General features: G+C 31.4%; 23 protein-coding genes and 1 pseudogene. 16 read left to right on the forward strand and 8 right to left on the reverse strand.

Features of this window, described 5'->3' with window-relative positions:
• Nucleotides 1–64: 64 nt before the first annotated feature.
• Nucleotides 65–724: a potassium channel family protein gene (locus tag HMPREF2629_RS09060; protein ID WP_002448135.1), complete on the forward strand. Its 660-nt coding sequence runs from the start codon at nucleotides 65–67 to the stop codon at nucleotides 722–724.
• A 38-nt stretch (nucleotides 725–762) separates the two neighbouring features.
• Here HMPREF2629_RS09060 and rnjA read toward each other — a convergent pair whose 3' ends face one another.
• The 3 genes from rnjA to def form a co-directional block, all read right to left on the reverse strand.
• Complete coding sequence (gene rnjA / locus HMPREF2629_RS09065; protein WP_002448244.1) at nucleotides 763–2,442, reverse strand: ribonuclease J1; 1,680 nt, start codon at nucleotides 2,440–2,442, stop codon at nucleotides 763–765.
• Complete coding sequence (locus HMPREF2629_RS09070; protein ID WP_002448185.1) at nucleotides 2,442–2,660, reverse strand: DNA-dependent RNA polymerase subunit epsilon; 219 nt, start codon at nucleotides 2,658–2,660, stop codon at nucleotides 2,442–2,444. The genes rnjA and HMPREF2629_RS09070 overlap by 1 nt, the downstream gene beginning before the upstream one ends.
• Before the next feature lie 355 nt (nucleotides 2,661–3,015).
• Complete coding sequence (gene def, locus HMPREF2629_RS09075; RefSeq protein ID WP_002448106.1) at nucleotides 3,016–3,567, reverse strand: peptide deformylase; 552 nt, start codon at nucleotides 3,565–3,567, stop codon at nucleotides 3,016–3,018.
• Nucleotides 3,568–3,701: 134 nt separating this feature from the next.
• On the opposite strand from def, the gene HMPREF2629_RS09080 reads away from it, so the two are divergent.
• The 12 genes from HMPREF2629_RS09080 to auxB all read left to right on the forward strand — a co-directional run bounded on the left by HMPREF2629_RS09080 (nucleotide 3,702) and on the right by auxB (nucleotide 15,593).
• Complete coding sequence (locus HMPREF2629_RS09080) at nucleotides 3,702–4,331, forward strand: YkyA family protein (RefSeq protein WP_017175751.1); 630 nt, start codon at nucleotides 3,702–3,704, stop codon at nucleotides 4,329–4,331.
• Between the two features lie 166 nt (nucleotides 4,332–4,497).
• The gene (gene pdhA / locus HMPREF2629_RS09085) at nucleotides 4,498–5,610 is read left to right on the forward strand and encodes a pyruvate dehydrogenase (acetyl-transferring) E1 component subunit alpha (RefSeq protein WP_070813312.1); all 1,113 of its coding nucleotides are present in this window, start codon (nucleotides 4,498–4,500) and stop codon (nucleotides 5,608–5,610) included.
• A 3-nt stretch (nucleotides 5,611–5,613) separates the two neighbouring features.
• On the forward strand, nucleotides 5,614–6,591 hold the full coding sequence (locus HMPREF2629_RS09090) for an alpha-ketoacid dehydrogenase subunit beta (protein ID WP_002448131.1): 978 nt from the start codon (nucleotides 5,614–5,616) through the stop codon (nucleotides 6,589–6,591).
• A gap of 209 nt (nucleotides 6,592–6,800) precedes the next feature.
• On the forward strand, nucleotides 6,801–8,105 hold the full coding sequence (locus HMPREF2629_RS09095) for a dihydrolipoamide acetyltransferase family protein (RefSeq protein WP_070813313.1): 1,305 nt from the start codon (nucleotides 6,801–6,803) through the stop codon (nucleotides 8,103–8,105).
• A gap of 3 nt (nucleotides 8,106–8,108) precedes the next feature.
• Nucleotides 8,109–9,515 (forward strand): dihydrolipoyl dehydrogenase, encoded by a 1,407-nt coding sequence (gene lpdA / locus HMPREF2629_RS09100; RefSeq protein WP_002455496.1) that lies wholly within the window; start codon nucleotides 8,109–8,111, stop codon nucleotides 9,513–9,515.
• Nucleotides 9,516–9,649: 134 nt separating this feature from the next.
• The gene (locus tag HMPREF2629_RS09105) at nucleotides 9,650–9,922 is read left to right on the forward strand and encodes a UPF0223 family protein (protein ID WP_048681796.1); all 273 of its coding nucleotides are present in this window, start codon (nucleotides 9,650–9,652) and stop codon (nucleotides 9,920–9,922) included.
• A gap of 130 nt (nucleotides 9,923–10,052) precedes the next feature.
• Nucleotides 10,053–10,592, forward strand: a complete 540-nt coding sequence (locus tag HMPREF2629_RS09110) for a helix-turn-helix domain-containing protein (RefSeq protein WP_070813314.1) — start codon at nucleotides 10,053–10,055, stop codon at nucleotides 10,590–10,592.
• A gap of 13 nt (nucleotides 10,593–10,605) precedes the next feature.
• Nucleotides 10,606–11,700 (forward strand): ABC transporter ATP-binding protein, encoded by a 1,095-nt coding sequence (locus tag HMPREF2629_RS09115; protein WP_048684208.1) that lies wholly within the window; start codon nucleotides 10,606–10,608, stop codon nucleotides 11,698–11,700.
• Nucleotides 11,693–12,496 (forward strand): ABC transporter permease, encoded by an 804-nt coding sequence (locus HMPREF2629_RS09120; protein ID WP_049382527.1) that lies wholly within the window; start codon nucleotides 11,693–11,695, stop codon nucleotides 12,494–12,496. The genes HMPREF2629_RS09115 and HMPREF2629_RS09120 overlap by 8 nt, the downstream gene beginning before the upstream one ends.
• A 5-nt stretch (nucleotides 12,497–12,501) precedes the next feature.
• Nucleotides 12,502–13,311: an ABC transporter permease gene (locus tag HMPREF2629_RS09125; protein ID WP_048682738.1), complete on the forward strand. Its 810-nt coding sequence runs from the start codon at nucleotides 12,502–12,504 to the stop codon at nucleotides 13,309–13,311.
• Nucleotides 13,308–14,381, forward strand: a complete 1,074-nt coding sequence (locus HMPREF2629_RS09130; RefSeq protein WP_070813315.1) for an ABC transporter substrate-binding protein — start codon at nucleotides 13,308–13,310, stop codon at nucleotides 14,379–14,381. Before HMPREF2629_RS09125 ends, HMPREF2629_RS09130 begins: the two co-directional genes overlap by 4 nt.
• Nucleotides 14,382–14,453: 72 nt before the next feature.
• Nucleotides 14,454–15,593, forward strand: a complete 1,140-nt coding sequence (auxB, locus tag HMPREF2629_RS09135) for a lipoteichoic acid stability factor AuxB (protein ID WP_070813316.1) — start codon at nucleotides 14,454–14,456, stop codon at nucleotides 15,591–15,593.
• A 360-nt stretch (nucleotides 15,594–15,953) separates the two neighbouring features.
• Here auxB and HMPREF2629_RS09140 read toward each other — a convergent pair whose 3' ends face one another.
• Nucleotides 15,954–17,300: an Nramp family divalent metal transporter gene (locus HMPREF2629_RS09140; protein WP_019835366.1), complete on the reverse strand. Its 1,347-nt coding sequence runs from the start codon at nucleotides 17,298–17,300 to the stop codon at nucleotides 15,954–15,956.
• A gap of 179 nt (nucleotides 17,301–17,479) precedes the next feature.
• On the reverse strand, nucleotides 17,480–18,091 hold the full coding sequence (locus HMPREF2629_RS09145; RefSeq protein WP_002448079.1) for a YktB family protein: 612 nt from the start codon (nucleotides 18,089–18,091) through the stop codon (nucleotides 17,480–17,482).
• A gap of 354 nt (nucleotides 18,092–18,445) precedes the next feature.
• On the opposite strand from HMPREF2629_RS09145, the pseudogene HMPREF2629_RS09150 reads away from it, so the two are divergent.
• Both HMPREF2629_RS09150 and HMPREF2629_RS09155 read left to right on the forward strand, forming a co-directional pair.
• Nucleotides 18,446–18,700, forward strand: a pseudogene (locus HMPREF2629_RS09150) (GNAT family N-acetyltransferase); the annotation flags it as partial.
• A 239-nt stretch (nucleotides 18,701–18,939) separates the two neighbouring features.
• Nucleotides 18,940–19,755, forward strand: a complete 816-nt coding sequence (locus tag HMPREF2629_RS09155; protein WP_002448077.1) for an inositol monophosphatase family protein — start codon at nucleotides 18,940–18,942, stop codon at nucleotides 19,753–19,755.
• A 68-nt stretch (nucleotides 19,756–19,823) separates the two neighbouring features.
• On the opposite strand, the gene HMPREF2629_RS09160 is transcribed toward HMPREF2629_RS09155, so the two are convergent.
• The gene (locus HMPREF2629_RS09160; RefSeq protein WP_002448174.1) at nucleotides 19,824–20,015 is read right to left on the reverse strand and encodes a DUF5325 family protein; all 192 of its coding nucleotides are present in this window, start codon (nucleotides 20,013–20,015) and stop codon (nucleotides 19,824–19,826) included.
• Nucleotides 20,016–20,113: 98 nt separating this feature from the next.
• Between HMPREF2629_RS09160 and typA the strand changes: the two genes are divergently transcribed.
• Nucleotides 20,114–21,958 (forward strand): translational GTPase TypA, encoded by a 1,845-nt coding sequence (typA, locus tag HMPREF2629_RS09165; protein WP_017175739.1) that lies wholly within the window; start codon nucleotides 20,114–20,116, stop codon nucleotides 21,956–21,958.
• 61 nt (nucleotides 21,959–22,019) lie between these two features.
• Here typA and HMPREF2629_RS09170 read toward each other — a convergent pair whose 3' ends face one another.
• Nucleotides 22,020–22,214, reverse strand: a complete 195-nt coding sequence (locus HMPREF2629_RS09170; RefSeq protein WP_002449988.1) for a DUF2197 domain-containing protein — start codon at nucleotides 22,212–22,214, stop codon at nucleotides 22,020–22,022.
• 1 nt (nucleotide 22,215) lies between these two features.
• Nucleotides 22,216–22,701 carry a hypothetical protein gene (locus tag HMPREF2629_RS09175; protein ID WP_070813317.1) on the reverse strand — a complete coding sequence of 162 codons (486 nt, stop codon included), beginning with the start codon at nucleotides 22,699–22,701 and terminating at the stop codon, nucleotides 22,216–22,218.
• Nucleotides 22,702–22,742 lie beyond the last annotated feature (41 nt).

The raw sequence follows: 22,742 nt of genomic DNA on the forward strand, positions 1-22,742 counted from the left end.
TTTCTAGTATATAAATGAACTTATCATTTTAGCTCTTATTTTTTAGATGGGAGTTCCAGAATTCATGGAGAAAGAGTATGTAGTAATAGGATTAGGTCGTTTTGGAGGAAGTATTGTAAGAGAGTTAAACGCTTTAGATATGGATGTTATGGCTATTGATAGAGATGAAGCTCGAGTAAATGAATATAGTGAAATTGCGACACATGCTGTTGTAGCTGACACTACAGATGAAGCGGTAATGAAAAGTTTAGGTATACGAAATTTTGATCATGTCATTGTAGCAATAGGTGAGAATATTCAATCTAGTACATTAACAACTTTAATATTGAAAGAATTAGGTGTTAAAAAAGTTACGGCCAAAGCACAAAACGATTATCATGCAAAGATTTTGAATAAAATTGGTGCCGACACTGTGGTACATCCAGAAAGAGATATGGGTCGTCGTATTGCACATAATGTAGCAAGTGCAAGTGTACTAGACTATCTCGAACTCGCAGATGAGCATTCATTAGTGGAGTTAAAAGTAAGCGAAAAATTAACTGGTCAAACAATCAGAGATTTAGATATTCGAGCACAATTCGGTATTAATATTATTGCAATAAAAAGAGGTCGAGAAATCATTGTGTCACCAGATCCAAATATGAATATTGAAATTGGAGATATTATGATAATGATTGGACACGATAATGATTTAAATCGTTTTGAGAAAAAAATAGTAAGATAAAAAAACACACGGTATTTCTTAAGAAATACCGTGTGTTTTTATTCTTCATTTACTTTCATAATTACTGGTAAAATCATTGGACGACGAGCAGTTTTTTCATATAAATATGGCTGTAACGTTTCAATGATTGAAGATTTAATTTGATGCCATTGAATATCATCATTTGAATTTAGTTTTGAAATAACATCCGTTTTAATTTTTCGTTGTGCATCATAAATTAATTGGCCAGATTCACGCATATAAACAAAACCACGTGAAATAATATCTGGACCTGAAAGAAGTTTATTTGTATTAAAATCAATACTTACTACAACAATAACCAATCCTTCTTCAGATAATAATTTACGATCCCGAATGACAACATTACCAATATCACCGATGCCACTTCCATCAACTAATACATTACCAGATGGAATTCGACCAGCTTTACGCGCAGAATCGTGTGTTAAAGCTAAGACATCACCAATATCAAAAATAAAGACATTTTCTTCTTTAACACCACAATCAATACCTGTTTGACCATGAGCTTTTAGCATGCGATACTCACCATGAATAGGTAAGAAGTATTTAGGTTGAATTAAACGAAGCATTAACTGTTGGTCGCCTTGGGAACCATGTCCTGATGTATGAATGTTAGAAATCTTACTGTGAATAACATCAGCACCAGCTTTATATAATGCGTTAATTGTACGATTGATGCTTTTAGTATTCCCTGGAATAGGAGAAGAACTGAATACTACAGTATCATCAGGTATAATTTTAATTTGTTTGTGTGTACCATTAGCGATACGCGAAAGTGCAGCCATTGGTTCACCTTGAGAGCCAGTGCATAAAATAAGTAACTCGTGTTTAGGAATATTATTAATTTTGTTAGGCTCAACAAATGTTTCGGGGGGTGCTTTGATATAACCAAGCTCCATACCAATCTTAATATTATTTTCCATTGAACGGCCAAAAGTTACAATTTTACGATTATATTTAATTGCTGCTTCCACCGCTTGTTGAACACGATAGATGTTTGATGCAAAGGTTGCGAAAATAATACGACCTTTACAGTTACGGAAAATTTTATCGACATTTTGTCCAACTTCACGTTCACTTAATGTGAAATCAGGAACTAGCGCATTTGTAGAGTCAGATAACAAGCATAATACGCCTTCTTTACCAAGCTCTGCCATTTTTGCGATATTTGCAGGCGCACCAACAGGGGTAAAATCAAATTTGAAGTCACCAGTATGGACAATTTTACCTTCAGGTGTGTCAACAACAACACCATATGCTTCCGGGATACTATGCGTAGTTAAGTAAAAAGAAATTTCAAAATGTTTAGATTTTATAACACTATCTTCTGTAATTTCATTTAAACTAGCATTACGCAGTAAATTGTGTTCTTCTAATTTATTGCGTATTAAACCTAAAGCTAAAGGGCCGCCATAAATAGGCACATTAATTTGCTTTAATAGGTAGGGCACACCACCTATATGGTCTTCATGTCCATGAGTAATAAACAAACCAACAATTTTATCTTGATTTTGTTCTAAGTAGGTATAATCAGGAATAACGTAGTCTATACCTAATAAATTATCATCAGGGAATTTAATTCCAGCATCAATGATAACAATTTCATCTTTATACTCCACAGCATAAGTGTTTTTACCAACCTCACCTAAGCCGCCTAGAGCATATACACCTACTTCATTAGAATGTAATTGTTTCATTATTGAGCGTTCTCCACATTAAAGTGATCAGAATGTTCTTTTTCATATTCTAAATGTGCGCCCTCTAATTTAGTAATAAACTCGATATTATAATTGCGATCTTTTAAATAACGTCTTACTTGTTCTTCAGTTTCACCTTCAACATAAATTGTATTTGTGTTCTCACGAACAATTACTTCGTCTTTATTATGTTGAAAAAATACTTTAAATACTGCCATGATATATATTTCCTCCTAAATAAATGTCTATTTATTGTCTTATGAGCACAAGTAGAAAATAAATAAAATATACATGTTTATTTATTTTCACATCTAACGTGAATGCCACATAACAGGTATTTTAAATTTTTAATATAAAATAATATTTATTTTACTGTGCTTAAAGGCAAATCATACATGTCGTTCATTTTTGAAAGATAGTAATTTACTATGATTTCAGTTAACTTTTATTTTACCTTATGTATCAGAATAAATAAAGCAGTTTATATGTAGTAAAAGTAGTAGGAAATTGAATAAAAAAAGAAAAGCCTAACACATTTATTACAATAATGTAAAAATGCATTAGGCTTGAATATTAAACTTCAACTGAGTCTGGTAATGGAGTAAGAGGATGATCTTTATCGATATAATCGTAGAACATAATACCGTTTAAATGATCAATTTCATGTTGAAATACAATTGCTGGATAACCTTTCAAACGTAATTTAACTTCATTACCGTCAATATCATAAGCTTTAATTGTTGTTCTATAATGACGATGAACTAAACCAGGTATATTTTCATCTACGCTTAAACACCCCTCACCAGTAGGTAAATAAGCGTGTTGGACACTATGACTAATTACTTTAGGATTGACTAACATATAGTCGTAAGATTTACCTTCCCCGTCGTCAGGTAAATACACAGCTATCATTTTTTTTGAGATATTAATTTGTGGTGCAGCTAAACCTACTCCAGAGCGTAGACCGTATTTTTTAGCAATTTCATCATCTTGACTATTAATTAAAAATTCACGCATATCACGCAAAGTATTTTTATCTTCTTCAGAAAGAGGTAAATTCACGTCTTTTGCTTTTTCGCGTAACGTAGGATGTCCATCTCTAATAATATCTTTCATTGTTAACATGTTATACACCTTCCTTATATAATATAAAATATAACAGATAATATACATTTACGTACATTATATAGTTTCATTTGATTTATAAACTATCTTTATATAATATTACAATCGAAACACTATGAGGAGGAATGACATTAATGAAATTACGTAAAACCATAGTTGTTGCAGCTGCCTCTACACTTTTATTAGCTGGTTGTACAACTGATAAAAAAGAGGTAAAAGCTTATGACGAGAATGTTCAAAAAGCATTTGATAAAGAACAATCTATAAATGAGGTTAGTAAAAAACTAAATTCACTTGAAGAAAAGAAACAAGGTTTGTATAAAAAAGCAAATAGCAATGACAGTAATACACGTAGTAAAGCAGCTGACGATGTACTTGATAATATTGATAAACGAGAAAAAACCTTTGATAAGGAAGTTTCAATTTTAAAAAATTCCGAAAAGCAATTTAAAAAAGGCGATTCTCATATTAACGATATTAAAAATGATAATAAAAGAAAAGAAGTTAAACAACTTGACGATGCTATAAAAAACAAATATAAAACACATGACGACTATGCTAAGGCTTATAGAAATGTATTAAGTAAAGAAAAAGATTTATTTGAATTAGTCAAACAAGATGGAGTAACGCAATCTCAAGTAGACGAAAAAAACAATGCGCTTAATAAAGCTCAAGAAAACTTTAAGAAAAAATTCCAGGCTTATGCTAAGGCAATGAATACAGTTAATAAAGAAAAACAAGACGTCGATCATTTAATCTCTTAACATCACTAATACAGTGTTAATTGTTACATTGATACAGTTTCTCAGACTGTATCTTTTTTTAGTAATACAGAACTTTATGAAAATGTTTAACAGTCTAAAATAATTGTGGTACACTATGAGTGGATAAAATGAATTTCTATTATATGGGAAAGGTATGGTGAATTGAATGGCTCCTAAGTTACAAGCCCAATTCGATGCAGTAAAAGTATTAAATGATACTCAGTCGAAATTTGAAATGGTTCAAATTTTGGACGTAGATGGTAATGTCGTAAATGAAGACTTAGTACCTGATTTAACTGATGAACAATTAGTAGAATTAATGGAAAGAATGGTATGGACACGTATTCTTGACCAACGTTCTATTTCTTTAAATAGACAAGGTCGTTTAGGTTTCTATGCTCCAACAGCAGGACAAGAAGCATCTCAATTAGCTTCTCAATATGCTTTAGAAAAAGAAGACTTCATTTTACCTGGTTACCGTGATGTACCACAACTTATTTGGCACGGTTTACCGTTAACTGATGCTTTCTTATTCTCAAGAGGTCACTTTAAAGGTAACCAATTCCCTGAAGGCGTAAACGCATTCAGTCCACAAATCATTATCGGTGCACAATACATCCAAACAGCTGGTGTGGCATTCGGTATTAAAAAACGTGGTAAAAAAGCAGTTGCTATCACTTACACTGGTGATGGTGGTTCTTCACAAGGTGATTTCTACGAAGGTATTAACTTTGCTTCTGCTTATAAAGCACCAGCAATCTTTGTTATCCAAAACAATAACTATGCTATTTCTACTCCACGTAGTAAACAAACAGCTGCTACTACATTAGCTCAAAAAGCAATTGCAGTAGGTATCCCTGGTATCCAAGTTGATGGTATGGATGCATTAGCTGTATATCAAGCTACTAAAGAAGCTCGTGATCGCGCAATTAATGGTGAAGGTCCAACATTAATCGAAACTATGACTTATCGTTATGGTCCACATACAATGGCTGGAGATGATCCAACTCGTTACAGAACTTCAGATGAAGATGCAGATTGGGAGAAAAAAGACCCATTAGTTCGTTTCAGAAAATTCTTAGAAAATAAAGGATTATGGAACGAAGAGAAAGAAAACGAAGTTATTGAACGTGCTAAAGACGACATCAAGAAAGCAATTAAAGAGGCTGACAATACTCCAAAACAAACTGTTCTTGATTTAATGGATATCATGTATGAAGATATGCCTCAAAATTTAGCTGAACAATATGAAATTTACAAAGAGAAGGAGTCGAAATAAGCCATGGCACAAATGACAATGGTTCAAGCGATTAACAATGCGCTTAAAACTGAATTGCAAAATGACGAAAACGTTTTAATTTTCGGTGAAGACGTTGGTGTTAACGGCGGTGTATTCCGTGTTACTGAAGGTTTACAAAAAGAATTCGGTGAAGACCGTGTATTCGACACACCATTAGCTGAATCTGGTATTGGTGGTTTAGCTCTTGGTTTAACTGTAGAAGGTTTCCGTCCTGTAATGGAAATTCAATTCTTAGGATTCGTATTTGAAGTGTTTGACGAAGTTGCTGGTCAAATCGCTCGTACGCGTTTCCGTTCAGGTGGTTCTAAAACTGCTCCTGTAACAATTCGTACACCATTTGGTGGTGGGGTACACACTCCAGAATTACACGCAGATAACTTAGAAGGTATTTTAGCTCAATCACCAGGTATTAAAGTAGTTATTCCATCTGGTCCTTATGATGCTAAAGGTTTATTACTTTCATCAATTAGATCAAACGATCCAGTTGTATATTTAGAGCATATGAAATTATATCGCTCATTCCGTGAAGAAGTTCCTGAAGAAGAATATACAATTGAAATTGGTAAAGCAAATGTCAAAAAAGAAGGTAATGACATTACATTAATTGCATACGGTGCAATGGTACAAGAATCTGAAAAAGCTGCAGAAGAACTTGAAAAAGAAGGTTACTCTGTAGAAGTTATCGATTTACGTACAGTTCAACCAATCGATATTGATACATTAGTTGCATCAGTTGAAAAAACTGGTCGTGCAGTAGTTGTTCAAGAAGCGCAACGTCAAGCTGGTGTTGGTGCTACTGTAGCAGCTGAATTAGCTGAACGTGCTATTCTTTCATTAGAAGCTCCAATTGCACGTGTTGCTGCTGCTGATACTGTATATCCATTTACTCAAGCTGAAAATGTTTGGTTACCAAATAAAAATGATATTATTGAACAAGCTAAAGCTACTTTAGAATTTTAATAGTATATACAAAACAGTAAGCTATATATGAATCTATATATTTAAAATAGGTACTTTCTATTTATTTTATGTATATATAATTAATTGTAAACTAGAGACGTAGGACAAAATGATAAAGTGTTGACAGGCATGACATATTATTCTGTCCTTCCTCTATGTTATAAATTTATTTTAAATAATAAATATTTAAATCTTAGGAGGATAAGAACGTGGCATTTGAATTTAGACTACCCGACATTGGTGAAGGTATCCACGAAGGTGAAATCGTTAAGTGGTTTGTTTCAGCCGGAGATACAATTGAAGAGGATGACGTATTAGCAGAGGTTCAAAATGATAAATCTGTAGTAGAAATCCCATCTCCTGTAAGCGGTACAATTGAAGAAGTAGTAGTTGAAGAAGGCACTGTAGCAGTTGTAGGTGATGTCATTGTTAAAATTGACGCACCAGATGCAGAAGAAATGCAATTTAAAGGTCATGATGATGACGATGCTTCATCTAAAGAAGAAGAACCTGCAAAAGAAGAATCTAAAACTGAAGAAACTCCAGCAGCTTCAACATCACAAGATGAAAAAGTAGACGAAAATAGACGAATTAAAGCAATGCCATCTGTACGTAAATATGCACGTGAAAAAGGCGTGAACATTAAAGCAGTTTCTGGTTCAGGTAAAAATGGACGTATTACTAAAGAAGACATCGATAACCACTTAAATGGTGGCGGTGCTCAAGCAGCAACAGCTTCAAATGAAAGTGCAGCTGCTTCAACATCAGAAGATACTTCTGCAGTTCAAACTCAATCAGTACCTGAAGGAGACTTCCCTGAAACTACAGAAAAAATCCCTGCTATGCGTAAAGCAATTGCTAAAGCAATGGTTAACTCAAAACACACTGCTCCACACGTAACATTAATGGATGAAATTGATGTTCAAGAATTATGGGATCACCGTAAAAAATTCAAAGAAGTTGCAGCTGAACAAGGTATTAAATTAACATTCTTACCATATGTTGTTAAAGCGCTTGTTTCTGCACTTAAAAAATACCCAGCACTTAATACATCATTTAATGAAGAAGCTGGTGAAATTGTACACAAACATTACTGGAATATCGGTATCGCTGCAGATACTGAAAGAGGTTTATTAGTACCTGTAGTTAAAAATGCAGATCGTAAATCTATTTTCCAAATCTCAGATGAAATCAATGAATTAGCTGTTAAAGCTCGTGATGGTAAATTAACATCTCAAGAAATGAGCGGTGCTACATGTACAATTAGTAACATCGGTTCAGCTGGTGGACAATGGTTCACTCCAGTTATCAATCACCCAGAAGTAGCTATTTTAGGTATTGGACGTATTGCTCAAAAACCTATTGTTAAAGATGGTGAAATTGTAGCAGCTCCAGTATTAGCATTATCATTAAGCTTTGACCACAGACAAATTGATGGTGCAACTGGTCAAAATGCTATGAATCATATCAAACGCTTATTAAATAATCCAGAATTATTATTAATGGAGGGGTAAAACATGGTAGTTGGAGATTTCCCAATTGAAACAGATACTATTGTAATCGGAGCAGGTCCTGGTGGATATGTTGCTGCAATTCGTGCAGCTCAATTAGGACAAAAAGTTACTATTGTTGAAAAAGGTGACTTAGGTGGTGTGTGCTTAAACGTTGGATGTATTCCTTCAAAAGCGTTATTACATGCTTCTCATCGTTTCGTAGAAGCTCAACACTCTGAAAATTTAGGGATTATAGCTGAAAGCGTATCACTTAAATTTGATAAAGTTCAAGAATTTAAACAATCAGTTGTTAATAAATTAACTGGCGGTGTTGAAGGTTTATTAAAAGGTAATAAAGTTGACATCGTTCGTGGTGAAGCTTATTTCGTAGATGAAAATAGTTTACGTGTTATGGATGAGAAAAGTGCTCAAACGTATAACTTCAAAAATGCTATTATTGCAACTGGTTCAAGACCAATTGAAATTCCTAATTTTGAATTTGGTAAACGCGTTATCGATTCAACAGGCGCTTTAAACTTACAAGAAGTTCCTGGTAAATTAGTAGTTGTCGGTGGCGGTTATATTGGTTCAGAACTTGGTACTGCATTTGCTAACTTCGGTTCTGAAGTTACAATTTTAGAAGGTGCTAAAGAAATTCTTGGTGGTTTCGAAAAACAAATGGTTCAACCTGTTAAAAAAGGTATGAAAGAAAAAGGCGTTGAAATTATCACTGAAGCTATGGCTAAAAACGCTGAAGAAACTGAAAACGGTGTTAAAGTTACTTACGAAGCTAAAGGTGAAGAAAAAACAATTGAAGCTGATTATGTATTAGTAACTGTAGGTCGTCGTCCAAATACAGACGAATTAGGCTTAGAAGAATTAGGTCTTAAATTTGCTGATCGTGGATTATTAGAAGTAGACAAACAAAGCCGTACTTCTATTAAAAACATCTACGCAATTGGTGATATCGTGCCTGGTTTACCACTTGCACACAAAGCAAGTTATGAAGGTAAAGTAGCTGCAGAAGTAATTTCAGGTCAAGCATCAGAAGTTGATTATATTGGTATGCCTGCTGTATGCTTCACTGAACCAGAATTAGCTCAAGTTGGTTATACTGAAGCTCAAGCTAAAGAAGAAGGTTTAGATTTCAAAGCATCTAAATTCCCTTATGCTGCTAACGGACGTGCATTATCATTAGATGATACAACTGGTTTTGTTAAATTAATTACATTAAAAGAAGATGACACAGTTATTGGTGCTCAAGTAGCAGGTAATGGTGCTTCTGATATTATTTCTGAATTAGGTTTAGCAATCGAAGCAGGTATGAATGCTGAAGATATCGCATTAACTGTTCATGCTCATCCAACATTAGGTGAAATGACTATGGAAGTTGCCGAAAAAGCTATTGGATTACCAATCCATACTATGTAATTTCCTTTTGAAATAATTGTGAATTAAATCGACGTATTTAATTGAAATAACCATTTACGGTGGGACTATGATTTTATAAGGAATCTAGTTCCACCTTTTTTTATAGAATTAAGTTTATATTTTGGAGGGTAACTATGGAATATCAATATCCACTCGATTTAGATTGGTCTAATGAGGAAATGGTTGATGTTATTAAATTTTTTAATCAAATTGAAAACTATTATGAAAAATCTATAATAGGTACTGAACTAATGAAACAATATAAAAAATTTAAACAAATTGTGCCAAGTAAAGCTGAAGAAAAACAAATTTTTAAAGAATTTGAAGAAAAAAGTGGCTATAATAGCTATAAAGTCATCCAAGAAGTTAAAAAGAATCCTGATCGAGAAAATTTTAGTAAACATTAAGATTTCTAATTCAATCTCAATTTTTTAATATACCTATTGAATTTAAAGCTGTATTTTGTTATTTTTATTAAGCATTAAACAAAATGTTTGATAATAGTAAACAAGATACAGCTTTTTTAGGTGGTTAGTTATGCAGATTGGATATAAATTAAAAAATTTAAGACGTCAAAAAAATCTTACTCAAGAAGAGTTAGCGGAACGAACTGATTTATCAAAAGGATATATTTCACAAATTGAAAGTGAATATGCGTCTCCAAGTATGGAAACATTTTTAAATATATTAGAAGTATTAGGTACTACACCAAGTGATTTTTTTAAAGAAAAAGCGAAAGAGAAAGTATTATATAAAAAAAATGAACGAACTATTTATGATGAATATGACCGAGGATATATTTTAAATTGGATTGTACCTAGTTCAAATGAATATGAAATGGAACCTCTTATATTAACAATTAAGCCTGAATCATCGTACAAATCTTTTGAACCTTCTGAATCTGATACCTTTATTTATTGTTTAGAAGGATGTGTAACACTTACGTTAGGTAAAGAGCGCTATCAAGCTTATGAGGGAGATGTATTTTATTTTAGAGCAAATGAATTACATCAATTACATAATCATTCAGAAAATGAAGTTAAAATTCTAATTGTAGCAACAGCATCATACTTATAAAGGAGGAAATGGATTGGAGTCACTATTATCTTTTAAGAAAGTTACTAAGAAATTTGATGATACAACAATATTAAATAATATGAACTTAGATATTGAATCGGGATATTTTTATACGTTGCTTGGTCCCTCAGGATGTGGTAAAACTACAATTTTAAAACTTATTGCAGGATTTGAACAACCTAGTGAAGGTCAAATTATTTATAAAAATCAGTCTATCGAAAAATTACCTGCAAATAAACGTAGAGTAAATACAGTATTTCAAGATTATGCTTTATTTCCTCATTTAAATGTATATGAGAATATTGCTTTTGGTTTAAGACTAAAAAAGTTTTCTAAACAAGAGATTGATAAAGAAGTTAAAGAAGCATTAAAACTTGTTAAGCTCACAGGTTATGAACAACGTCATATTGATGAAATGAGTGGGGGACAAAAACAAAGAGTCGCTATTGCCAGAGCTATTGTAAATAAACCTGAAATTTTATTATTAGATGAATCTCTTTCGGCACTAGATTTAAAATTACGTACTGAAATGCAATATGAACTGCGTGAGTTACAAAAAAGATTAGGCATCACTTTTATTTTTGTTACTCATGATCAAGAAGAAGCATTGGCACTTAGTGATTATATTTTTGTGATGAAAGATGGTGAAATACAACAATTTGGTACACCAACAGATATTTATGATGAACCAGTGAATCGATTCGTGGCTGATTTTATTGGAGAATCTAATATTGTTGATGGCACAATGGTTAAAGATTTTGTAGTGAATATATATGGTCAGGATTTTGAATGTGTTGATGCTCGGATTCCATCTGGGAAAAAAATTGAAGTAGTGATTCGTCCAGAGGATATTTCTTTAGTTGAATCGACACAAGGTTTATTCACTGCAACTGTCGATTCAATGCTTTTTAGAGGTGTACATTACGAAATTTGTTGTATTGATGAAAAAGGGTATGAATGGGTTATTCAATCTACTAAAAAGACCACAATAGGAAGTCAGGTAGGTTTGTTTTTTGAACCGGAAGCTATTCATATTATGGTTCCTGGAGAAACTGAAGAAGAATTTGATAAACGTATTGAAAGTTATGAGGATATTGAACATGCGTAATTTAAATAAATTTCTCATCATTCCATATTTATTATGGATGATTATTTTTATTATTATTCCTGTGCTATTACTTGTATATTTTTCATTTATCGATATAAATGGTCATTTTAGTTTTACCAATTATCGACAAGTCTTTTCAATGAAATATTTAAAAATGATGTGGGATTCTATTTTTTATGCGGCACTTATAACAATCATTACACTAATTATAAGTTATCCTGCAGCCTATTTTATTAGATCTTCAAAATTCCAAAATATTTGGTTACTTATATTAATCATACCAACATGGATTAATTTATTGTTAAAAACGTATGCTTTTATTGGGATTTTAAGTCACGAAGGTATGATTAATAAAATGTTAGGTATAATGCATATTGATCCCCTAAATTTGTTGTTTACATCAGGTGCGTTTTTACTTGTTGCAAGTTATATTTATATACCATTTATGATTTTGCCTATTTTTAATAGCATGAAATCAATTCCTAATAATTTATTACAAGCTTCAAGTGATTTAGGTGCAAATACATTTACTACTTTTCGTAAAATCATACTTCCTTTGACTAAAGAAGGTATAATGACAGGTGTTCAAGTCACATTTATACCAGCACTATCATTATTTATGATTACTAGACTGATAGCTGGAAATAAAGTGATTAATATTGGTACATCTATTGAGGAACAATTTTTAGTTATTCAAAACTACGGAATGGGTTCGACAATAGCTATCTTTTTAATTGTATTTATGGCCTTTATCTTAATTATTACTAAATCTAAAGAAACAAATGGAAGAGGGTGAATTAAATGAAATGGTACGGAAAACTTTATATAGGAATATTACTTGTTGTATTATATCTTCCTATTTTTTTCTTAATGTTTTATTCGTTTAATTCAGCTGGAAATATGGTACATTTTGAACATTTTACATTAGAACATTATCAAGCTTTATTTCAAGATGATCATTTAATGTCTGTAATATTCAATACAATAGCAGTTGCATTGCTATCCGCAGCAGTATCTACTATTATAGGAACATTTGGAGCAATATCAATTTATTATTTGCGAAATAAGAAGTTTAAATTGACATTACTTACATTAAATAATGTACTAATGGTTTCATCTGATGTTGTCATAGGTGCCTCATTTTTAATTATGTTCACAGCTTTAGGACATATATTTGGATTAGGGCTAGGATTTGGAACAGTATTAGCATCGCATATTGCATTCTGTATACCTATAGTAGTCATTCTTGTGCTACCACAGCTATATGAAATGAATCATAATATGTTAAATGCAGCTCGTGATTTAGGCGCTACAGAATCTCAAGTACTCGGACGTATACTTTTACCAAACTTAATGCCTGCTATTATTGGTGGTTTTTTTATGGCACTTACCTATTCTCTAGATGATTTTACTGTAAGTTTTTTTGTGACAGGTAATGGATTTAGTGTCTTATCAGTAGATGTGTATGCCATGGCTCGAAAAGGTATCAGTATGGAAATAAATGCTATTTCAACAATCTTATTTTTAGCTATTGTGCTAGGTATTATTGGATACTATGCACTTCAAAATACATTAAAACGTAGAAGTGCTAAAAGAGGTGCAATAGAATGAAACAATTTTTTCAGTTAATTATCGGTGCCATTGTAGTAGGATTGATATGTTTAGGAATAAGTCATTGGTTTAATTCTCAAGATAATACAAAAAATGGTAAAAAAGTCTATGTATATAACTGGGGAGAATACATTGATCCTGATTTAATAAAGAAATTTGAAAAAGAGACAGGTATACAAGTTGTTTATGAAACGTTTGATTCGAATGAAGCTATGGAAGCAAAAATTAAAAATGGTGGTACACATTATGATGTTGCATTTCCAAGTGAATATACGGTTCAAAAATTAAAAAGAGAACATTTATTAGAACCTTTAGATCATCAGAAAATACCCAATATTAAAAATTTGGATTCTGATTATATGAATATGGCTTATGATCCACATAATACCTATTCACTACCCTATTTTTTTGGAACGGTAGGTATTCTATACAATAAAAAAGCGTATCCTAATGAACAATTTGATAGTTGGAGCGATTTATATCAGTCTAAATACAAAAATGACATATTACTTGTTGACGGGGCTAGAGAAATTATAGGGTTAGCTTTAAATAAATTGGGTTATAGTTTAAATGATTCCAATCCTGTTCATATTAAGCAAGCAGAACAAGACTTACAATCTCTTACACCTCAAGTTAGAGGGGTAGTAGGCGATGAAATTACTATGATGCTTCAACAAAATGAAGGCCATATTGCTGTAGTATGGAGTGGTGTAGCAGCACCACTTGTTCAAGACGGAAATACTTATGATTATGTGGTTCCTAAAGAAGGTTCGAATGTATGGTTTGATAATATGGTCATTCCTAAAACTGCTCAAAATAAAGAAGGGGCATACCAATTTATTAACTTTTTATTAGATGCCAAAAATAATAAACAAAATACAGAATGGGTTGGGTATGCTACTCCGAATAAGGCAGCTAGAAATTTATTACCAAATAACATAAAAAACGATCCCCGTTTTTATCCAACTCAAAAAGAACAAAAACATTTAGAAGTTTATAAAGATTTAGGAGAGAAAACATTAGGAGAATATAACGAAAGTTTCTTGAATTTTAAAATGTCGTTAAAATAAGTGATAATTAGTAGTTATTTTCCTATAAATTAGATATAATAATCTGACAAGTCAATTAAGGAGTTGTAATAAATGTCAGGAGAACGATACACACAAATCAAACGACCTGTGAGCCGTTTAACTGAGAAACTTTTAGGTTGGATTAGTTGGATTTTCTTATTAATATTAACGGTTATTACAATGTTTATTGCACTCGTATCATTCAGTAATGATACATCTATTCAAAATCTTGAAAATTCCATTAATAATAATCAATTAATACAACAAATACTAGTTAACAATAGTCTAAATACGACTCAATTTGTTATATGGTTACAAAATGGAATTTGGGCAATTATCGTGTACTTTATCATTTGTTTATTAATTTCATTTTTAGCTTTAATTTCTATGAATATTAGAATTTTATCTGGAATATTATTTTTAATTGCTTCCATTATTACTTTGCCTTTAGTGTTATTATTTATTACATTAATTATTCCAATCTTCTTCTTCATTACAGCGATTATGATGTTTGCAAGAAGAAGTAAATTAGAAACTGTTCCAGCATATGGTTCTACTTACGATTATCCCCCTTATTATAATCAAAGAGATGATTATGATGATAGATATTATTATGAAGAAGAACCTACTCAATATAATGATGAAGAAGAGTACATAGAACCACCTCGTAAGACTAAAAAATCAGAACGTCGTACTCGTCGTAAACCTTCAAGTTATTATAATGAAAGAGAACATGATTATGAGGATTATAATCATATTAATCAAAATAATAATGAGCAAGATTTTAATGATGATATTGAGGAAGATAAATATAATCAATATCCTAAACGTGCTGTAACAAGTGAATATCAACAATCTTCAAATGATGATGATACTTCTGGCGTGCTTTCAAGACAAAGAAAGTATAAATATAAATCAAAAAATAGTATGCCGAATGAAGTTAATGATGATGATGAAAATATATTCAATGAAAATAATGTAGAAACAGACTCATATATTGATAAGAAAGAACAAAAAGCACAACGTAAAAGAGAAAAAGCGGAATTACGTGCTAAGAAAAAAGAAAAACGTAAAGCTTATAATCAACGTATGAAAGAAAAAAGAAAGAATCAGCCAAGTGCTGTTAATCAACGTCGAATGAATTATGAAGAACGTAAGCAAATTTTAAATAAAGAAGAAAACAAAGAGAAACACTCAGTTGATCAAGAATAATTGAAGGTTATTAGTTTTACGTATAGCTCCCAAGCAATTTGAATTAAATGGCTTGGGAGTTTATTTATAGTCAATAAAAATAAAATTAGATAAGTATGTAATAATAGAAAGATATAAATTAAAATAAAATGCATACATAATTGAAATGATATAATCGCAATAATCAGTTCTATTGGAGTATTTGTAAAACCTACATTAATATTAAAAATTAAATCTATACTATTCATATTATGACATTGATATGAAAGTTTAATATAGTGTGGTTTGCAATGATATTATGGAAGTTATAATGAATTAAAAGAATACAGAGAAAAACTATTGTTAAGATATCATGTTCAATACCTTAACAATAGTTTTATTTTATGCAAAAAATTCTTTAAATGTTTCGATAATTAAATAAACATTAAGTAGGCTTAGAATAATAATTAAACTCCAAGAACAAAAGTTAATCCAGTTTTTATTATAAAAAGGGCCCATTAATTTTTTGTTGCTTGTTGCAAGTTGTAAAGGAATGAGTGAAAACGGTAAAGCGATACTTAAAAATACTTGAGAAAGTACTAAAAGTTGTTCCATTTTATTTTCATTACCTTTAAATACAATTAAACAAATTATAACAGGAATGACAGCTAAACCTCTAGTTATTAATCGTCTTAACCAATTTGGAATTGATAATCTTAAAAATCCTTCCATAACAATTTGACCTGAGAGTGTTCCAGTGATTGTAGAATTTTGTCCAGATGCAAGTAGTGCAATAGCGAATAATGTACTCATGATACTGCCAAGTACTGACCCTAGAAGCGGCTGAGTTTTAAGGGCATGATATAAATCATAAAATCCTCCTAATTTATCAGCATTAACACCATAAAATAGTGCAGCACCTAATATAAGTAACAAGCAATTTACTATAAAAGCGATGCTTAATTGTATATTAGAATCAATTGTTGCATATTTTATTGCTTGTGCCTTATCGTTCTCATTAGTTCTATCATATTTACGTGATTGTACAATCGAAGAATGTAAATAGAGATTATGAGGCATAATTGTAGCACCAATAATCCCTAAAGCAATATACAGCACACTGTGATTTGTAACGATATCCTTATGAGGAATAAAACCGTTAAGAATATTAATCACTTTAGGTGACGAAATAAATACTTCGAATAAGAAAATAATTAGAACAGTAAAAATTAATGTTCCGACAATCGCTTCGATTTTTCTGAAACCAAATTTCATAATAAAGAGTAAAAGAAAAACATCTAAAACAGTTATAAGTGCACCTATAATTAAAGGAATATTAAACAATAAATCTAGAGCTATTGCACTTCCGATAATTTCAGCAATATCTGTAGCGATAATAGCTAGTTCTGCTATTATCCAAAACATAATTGCTAACGGGCGATTTAAATAATGACGTGTCATTTGTGCTAAATCCATATCTGTAGCAATACCTAATCTCACTGTCATGCTTTGCAAAAGCATTGCAGATAAACTAGAAACTAAAATAATAAAAAGAAGGATATAGCCAAATTGTGCTCCACCTTGCATAGATGTAATCCAGTTACCTGGGTCCATATATCCTACCGCTACTAATAATCCTGGACCTAAAAAAGCTAGAAATTTTTGGCTTGCACTTTTATGACTACTAAAATCTACTGTATTATTAATTTCATCTAAGCTGCGTTGTTTTTTATCACTCATATAATTCATTCATACACTCCTAAAATCTTTTTAATTATATTAACCTAAATATATTTTTAGGTCAACCTAAAAATGTTGTAAAAAAGAATATTACTGAATTTAGATGGATCTTCAAGACAGTGAGTGATTACCAATAAAATAAAAAACACCTGAGACTTCTAGTAAAGTCCCAGGCCGAAGAATAGTATTTATTCATATAATTTTAAGAATTCATCAAATGTTTCTTTAATAAAAGCTAAAAATGTTTCATCTGATTTTAATCGTTCATCACTAGGGGCTAAAGTACGTGCTATAAAAAATTCTCCTTTTTTCACATTTTTAACACGATCAATAGCTTGATGTAAATCAGTATCACTTAAATCTTTGATATATTGTTTATCTTTTTTCATGTGATTTAAACTAATTTGATAATCATTTGGAAGTTGTTTTAATGCATTAAAATGTTTGTCAAAAACTTTAACACGTTCTTCTTTATTTTTTCCTTCATGCATTATTCCATACATGATAAATAATTGATCCCTAAAAAGGCCAATTTGGAAGTGGGGTAACATTTTATAACCACGTTTATTAGGTGCAAAAGCGACCCAGGTATCTATAGGAGGATTAACACTTCTACGCGCATGTTTAGCAACATGTGCATAAAATGTTTCTCCAGTTTGAGAAGTGAAATACTCACTAAAATAATCGCCTAACTGATGTAATTGAGGTCTAATATATTTATTTAAAGCTTCCATTCGTTCATCTAAACCCTCAACGTCAAATGCTTTAAAATCTTTAGGTGTAAATGTGTATTGTGTCATTGATCTTCCTCCTATTTTAATAGTATGTTGAGTTTATTGTAGCATATATTTCAAAGTGATAATGATAGAATAGTAATATACAATATAGATAGTTAATTTAAACTAATAAGGTAGAGTCAGTACCTAGATGTTAGTCATTTAATTTTTAGGATTTTACCCCTCGTGGTTAGGAGAGTGTCATGAGATTAATAAAAGTAAAAGAAAAAAGACTATAATACAATACTAAAAATTTGGGAGAAATCTGTAGTAAAAACACATGATTTTTTTAAAGAAGAAGATAGAATGCAATTAAAAAATGACCTTCTAACTTATTTAAAATATGTAGATGCATATCTATGATTTTATGATAAAGAAGTTATTGGTTTTTCGGGAATTAATGATGAAAATTTGGAAATGTTGTTTATAGATCCTAAACATTTTAATAAAGGTTACGGTACAATCATACTTCAGTCACTGATTCAAGAAGATAAAATCCAATATGTAGATGTTAATAAAGATAACCAACATGCATTGAAATTTTATATTAAAAATGGTTTTAAAGCATATAGTGAATCTCAAAAAGACAATCAAGGTAGAGATTACCCGATTTTACATTTAAAATTAGCTTAATGATCTTTTATTTATTTATCTTCCATAATTATAAGATGAATGTACATATTTATTCATATATTTTAAATGTTTTCAGTCTTTTATATCATGGATTTGATAGGTTGCTTTTATTGGCGACCTATTTTTATGCTTATAAACTATTCATAAGAGTTTAATATATAGTGATGAAGGTATAAAATGATGTATAACAATTATAAAATTGATTTGATGTATAATAGTAAGCAACAGGAGATGATAGTATGTCGCTATATGATTTTGCTAAAGGCTTAGTTTTAGAAGCAGGAAATAAAGTTAGAATAATGATGAAGGAAGAATTAAATATTGAAACAAAATCAAATCCGAATGACTTAGTTACAAATGTTGATAAAGCTACTGAAAATTATATATATGATGCGATTACCCATAGTTATCCAGAACATCGTGTTATTGGGGAAGAAGGACATGGTCATGATTTAACTCATGTTGAAGGGGTCGTATGGGTAGTGGATCCAATTGATGGCACATTAAACTTTGTACATCAAAAAGAAAATTTTGCTATCTCAATTGGTATCTATCGAAATGGTAAACCATACGCTGGCTTTGTATATGATGTAATGAAAGATGTTTTATATCATGCCAAGGTAGGTGAGGGTGCATTTGAAAATAAACATCCATTATCTACGATTGAATCTACCACCCTAAAGAAAAGCTTAATTGGTATCAACCCAAATTGGGTAACCAAACCTAAAATGGGTCCTATATTTCAAGATATAGTAAATGATGCAAGAAGCTGTAGAGCATATGGTAGTGCAGCTTTAGAAATTATAAGTGTAGCTAAAGGACAATTGGCTGCTTATATCACACCTAGATTACAGCCTTGGGACTTTGCTGGTGGTCTTATTGTATTAAATGAAGTTGGAGGCGTAGCTAGTAACTTATTAGGTGAACCATTAAATATTTCAAGTGCGAATTCAGTATTAGTAGGAAATTCAAATATTCATAAAGAAATATTAGAAATTTATCTAGCACCTAATACGGCTACTTTAATAGATTTACATCAACGCTTTAAAAAATAAAAAATCTTATTTCAATAAAAAAAGCTTGAGACAAAAATATCTCAAGCTTTATATATCTTAATGGTTGATTATAGCCAATTGTTTTCACGATACTTTTTCTTAAGCGTAAATCCGGCGCCAAACGTTGCAATGAAAAGAATAAATGTTAAAATCATCATTGGAATACTTCCGGCACCCACGCTGAAACTAAAGAGCACTAAAAATATAACTGCTACAATAGAAAGTATCCAGAATATACCTTTAGATTTTGGTTTTTCCATCCCCATCCCCACCTTTTAGTTATCTTTTGTTAATATTATGATATAATAAAAAAGTTGCAATTAAAAGTGGGAATTTACTCAAGAAAGGATATTATAAAATGACTAATAGAAGAGAAGATGTTCGTAATATTGCAATTATTGCTCACGTCGACCATGGTAAAACAACACTAGTTGACGAATTGCTTAAACAATCTGGAATCTTCAGAGAAAATGAGCATGTTGATGAAAGAGCAATGGACTCTAATGACTTAGAAAGAGAACGTGGTATTACAATTCTTGCTAAAAATACTGCGATAAATTATAAAGGTACAAGAATTAACATCTTAGATACACCAGGGCATGCTGACTTTGGTGGTGAAGTTGAACGTATCATGAAAATGGTAGATGGTGTTGTACTTGTTGTAGATGCCTACGAAGGTACGATGCCACAAACACGTTTCGTACTAAAAAAAGCATTAGAACAAAATTTAAAACCTGTTGTAGTAGTTAATAAAATTGATAAACCTTCTGCTAGACCAGAAGCGGTAGTAGATGAAGTATTAGATTTATTTATTGAACTTGAAGCAAATGATGAACAACTTGATTTCCCAGTTGTTTATGCATCAGCTGTAAATGGAACAGCGAGTCTTGATCCTGAAAAACAAGATGAAAACATGCAGTCTTTATATGAAACAATTCTTGATTACGTGCCTGCTCCAATTGATAACAGTGATGAACCACTACAATTCCAAGTAGCATTATTAGACTATAATGATTACGTTGGTCGTATTGGTATTGGTCGTGTATTTAGAGGTAAAATGCGTGTCGGCGATAATGTATCGCTTATTAAATTAGATGGTACAGTGAAAAACTTCCGTGTAACAAAAATCTTTGGTTTCTTTGGTTTAAAACGTGAAGAAATTGAAGAAGCACAAGCGGGAGATTTAATTGCTGTATCAGGAATGGAAGATATCAACGTAGGTGAAACAGTTACACCACATGATCATCAAGAAGCGTTACCAGTATTGCGTATTGATGAACCTACACTTGAAATGACATTCAAAGTAAATAATTCACCATTTGCTGGTCGTGAAGGTGATTTTGTAACTGCTCGTCAAATCCAAGAACGGTTAGATCAACAACTTGAAACAGATGTATCTTTAAAAGTTACACCAACAGATTCTCCAGATACGTGGATTGTAGCTGGCCGTGGAGAGTTGCACTTATCTATTTTAATTGAGAATATGAGACGTGAAGGGTTTGAACTTCAAGTTTCTAAACCTCAAGTTATTTTACGTGAAATTGATGGTGTATTAAGTGAACCATTTGAACGTGTTCAATGTGAAGTTCCATCTGAAAATGCTGGAGCAGTGATTGAATCACTTGGTGCGCGTAAAGGTGAAATGTTAGACATGTTAACAACTGATAATGGATTAACACGTTTAATCTTTATGGTACCTGCACGTGGTATGATTGGATATACAACTGAATTTATGTCTATGACACGTGGTTATGGCATTATTAATCATACATTTGAAGAATTTAGACCTCGTGTTAAAGCACAAATTGGTGGCCGTCGTAATGGTGCATTAATTTCAATGGATCAAGGACAAGCAACAGCCTATGCCATCATTGGTCTAGAGGACCGAGGTGTAAACTTCATGGAACCAGGTACTGAAGTTTATGAAGGTATGATTGTAGGAGAACATAACCGTGAAAACGACTTAACAGTTAATATTACTAAAGCTAAACATCAAACTAACGTACGTTCAGCAACAAAAGATCAAACTCAAACAATGAATCGTCCAAGAATTTTAACGTTAGAAGAAGCATTAGAATATATTAATGATGATGAATTGGTTGAAGTAACGCCTCAAAGTATCCGTTTAAGAAAGAAAATTTTAAATAAAGCTGCACGTGAAAAAGAAGCGAAACGTGTAAAACAAATGATGCAAGATCAATAAAACTAATAAAAAGACGCAACATCAAATTTGATGTTGCGTCTTTTTATTATTGAAAAGTATACTATAAGTTTTCATTTGGAAAATGGAGATTAAATTTACGATTCTCATTTGGTCGTTGTCTAGGTGTGTCTAATCGACTTTTACAGTCACTACACATGAATGTTTTAATTGGATTATTACGTAGACGTTTAGCTTCAACTGTACGTTCATCAATTAAAACCTTAGTATCACAAATAATACATTGTACTTCTCGCAACTTAAATCACCTCAATACGAGTTACATATTTAAATTGATATGAATAAGCGTTCTCCTCGGGATTATAAACAAAGCTATCTACTGAATTATCATCGTACAATCGCTTACCATCTTTAGCAAATTGGAAAAATAGATAAGGTAATAATTCTAATGGAATTTCAATTGAAGATGTATCATTTGAAAGTTTAATTGTAGTTGCACTTTCTAAAGGCTCTGCATTTTTAAAAAATGGTGTCATATTTATTGCAAATGAATCTTCTAATACAGCACGTTTACGATACTTAATTTCAGAGTTTAATGTAGGAGGATTGGTTTGTCCTTCTAAAATAGCCCTATTCCATTCGCGGTTATCTTCAAATTTAATAGGTTTAGTTCCTTCAAAAATACCGTTTTCAATATCTTCTATTTTTACTTTTCTATCATCAAAAATCCATGTTGTACTATCTAAAGTAATAGAAAATTTGACGTCTCCTTTAATTTGAATCATCTTGCCCACTCCCTAGTTTCAATCTAACCATTATTTTATCA

This window comes from Staphylococcus sp. HMSC034C12, from assembly GCF_001835895.1.
GTDB lineage: Bacteria > Bacillota > Bacilli > Staphylococcales > Staphylococcaceae > Staphylococcus > Staphylococcus hominis.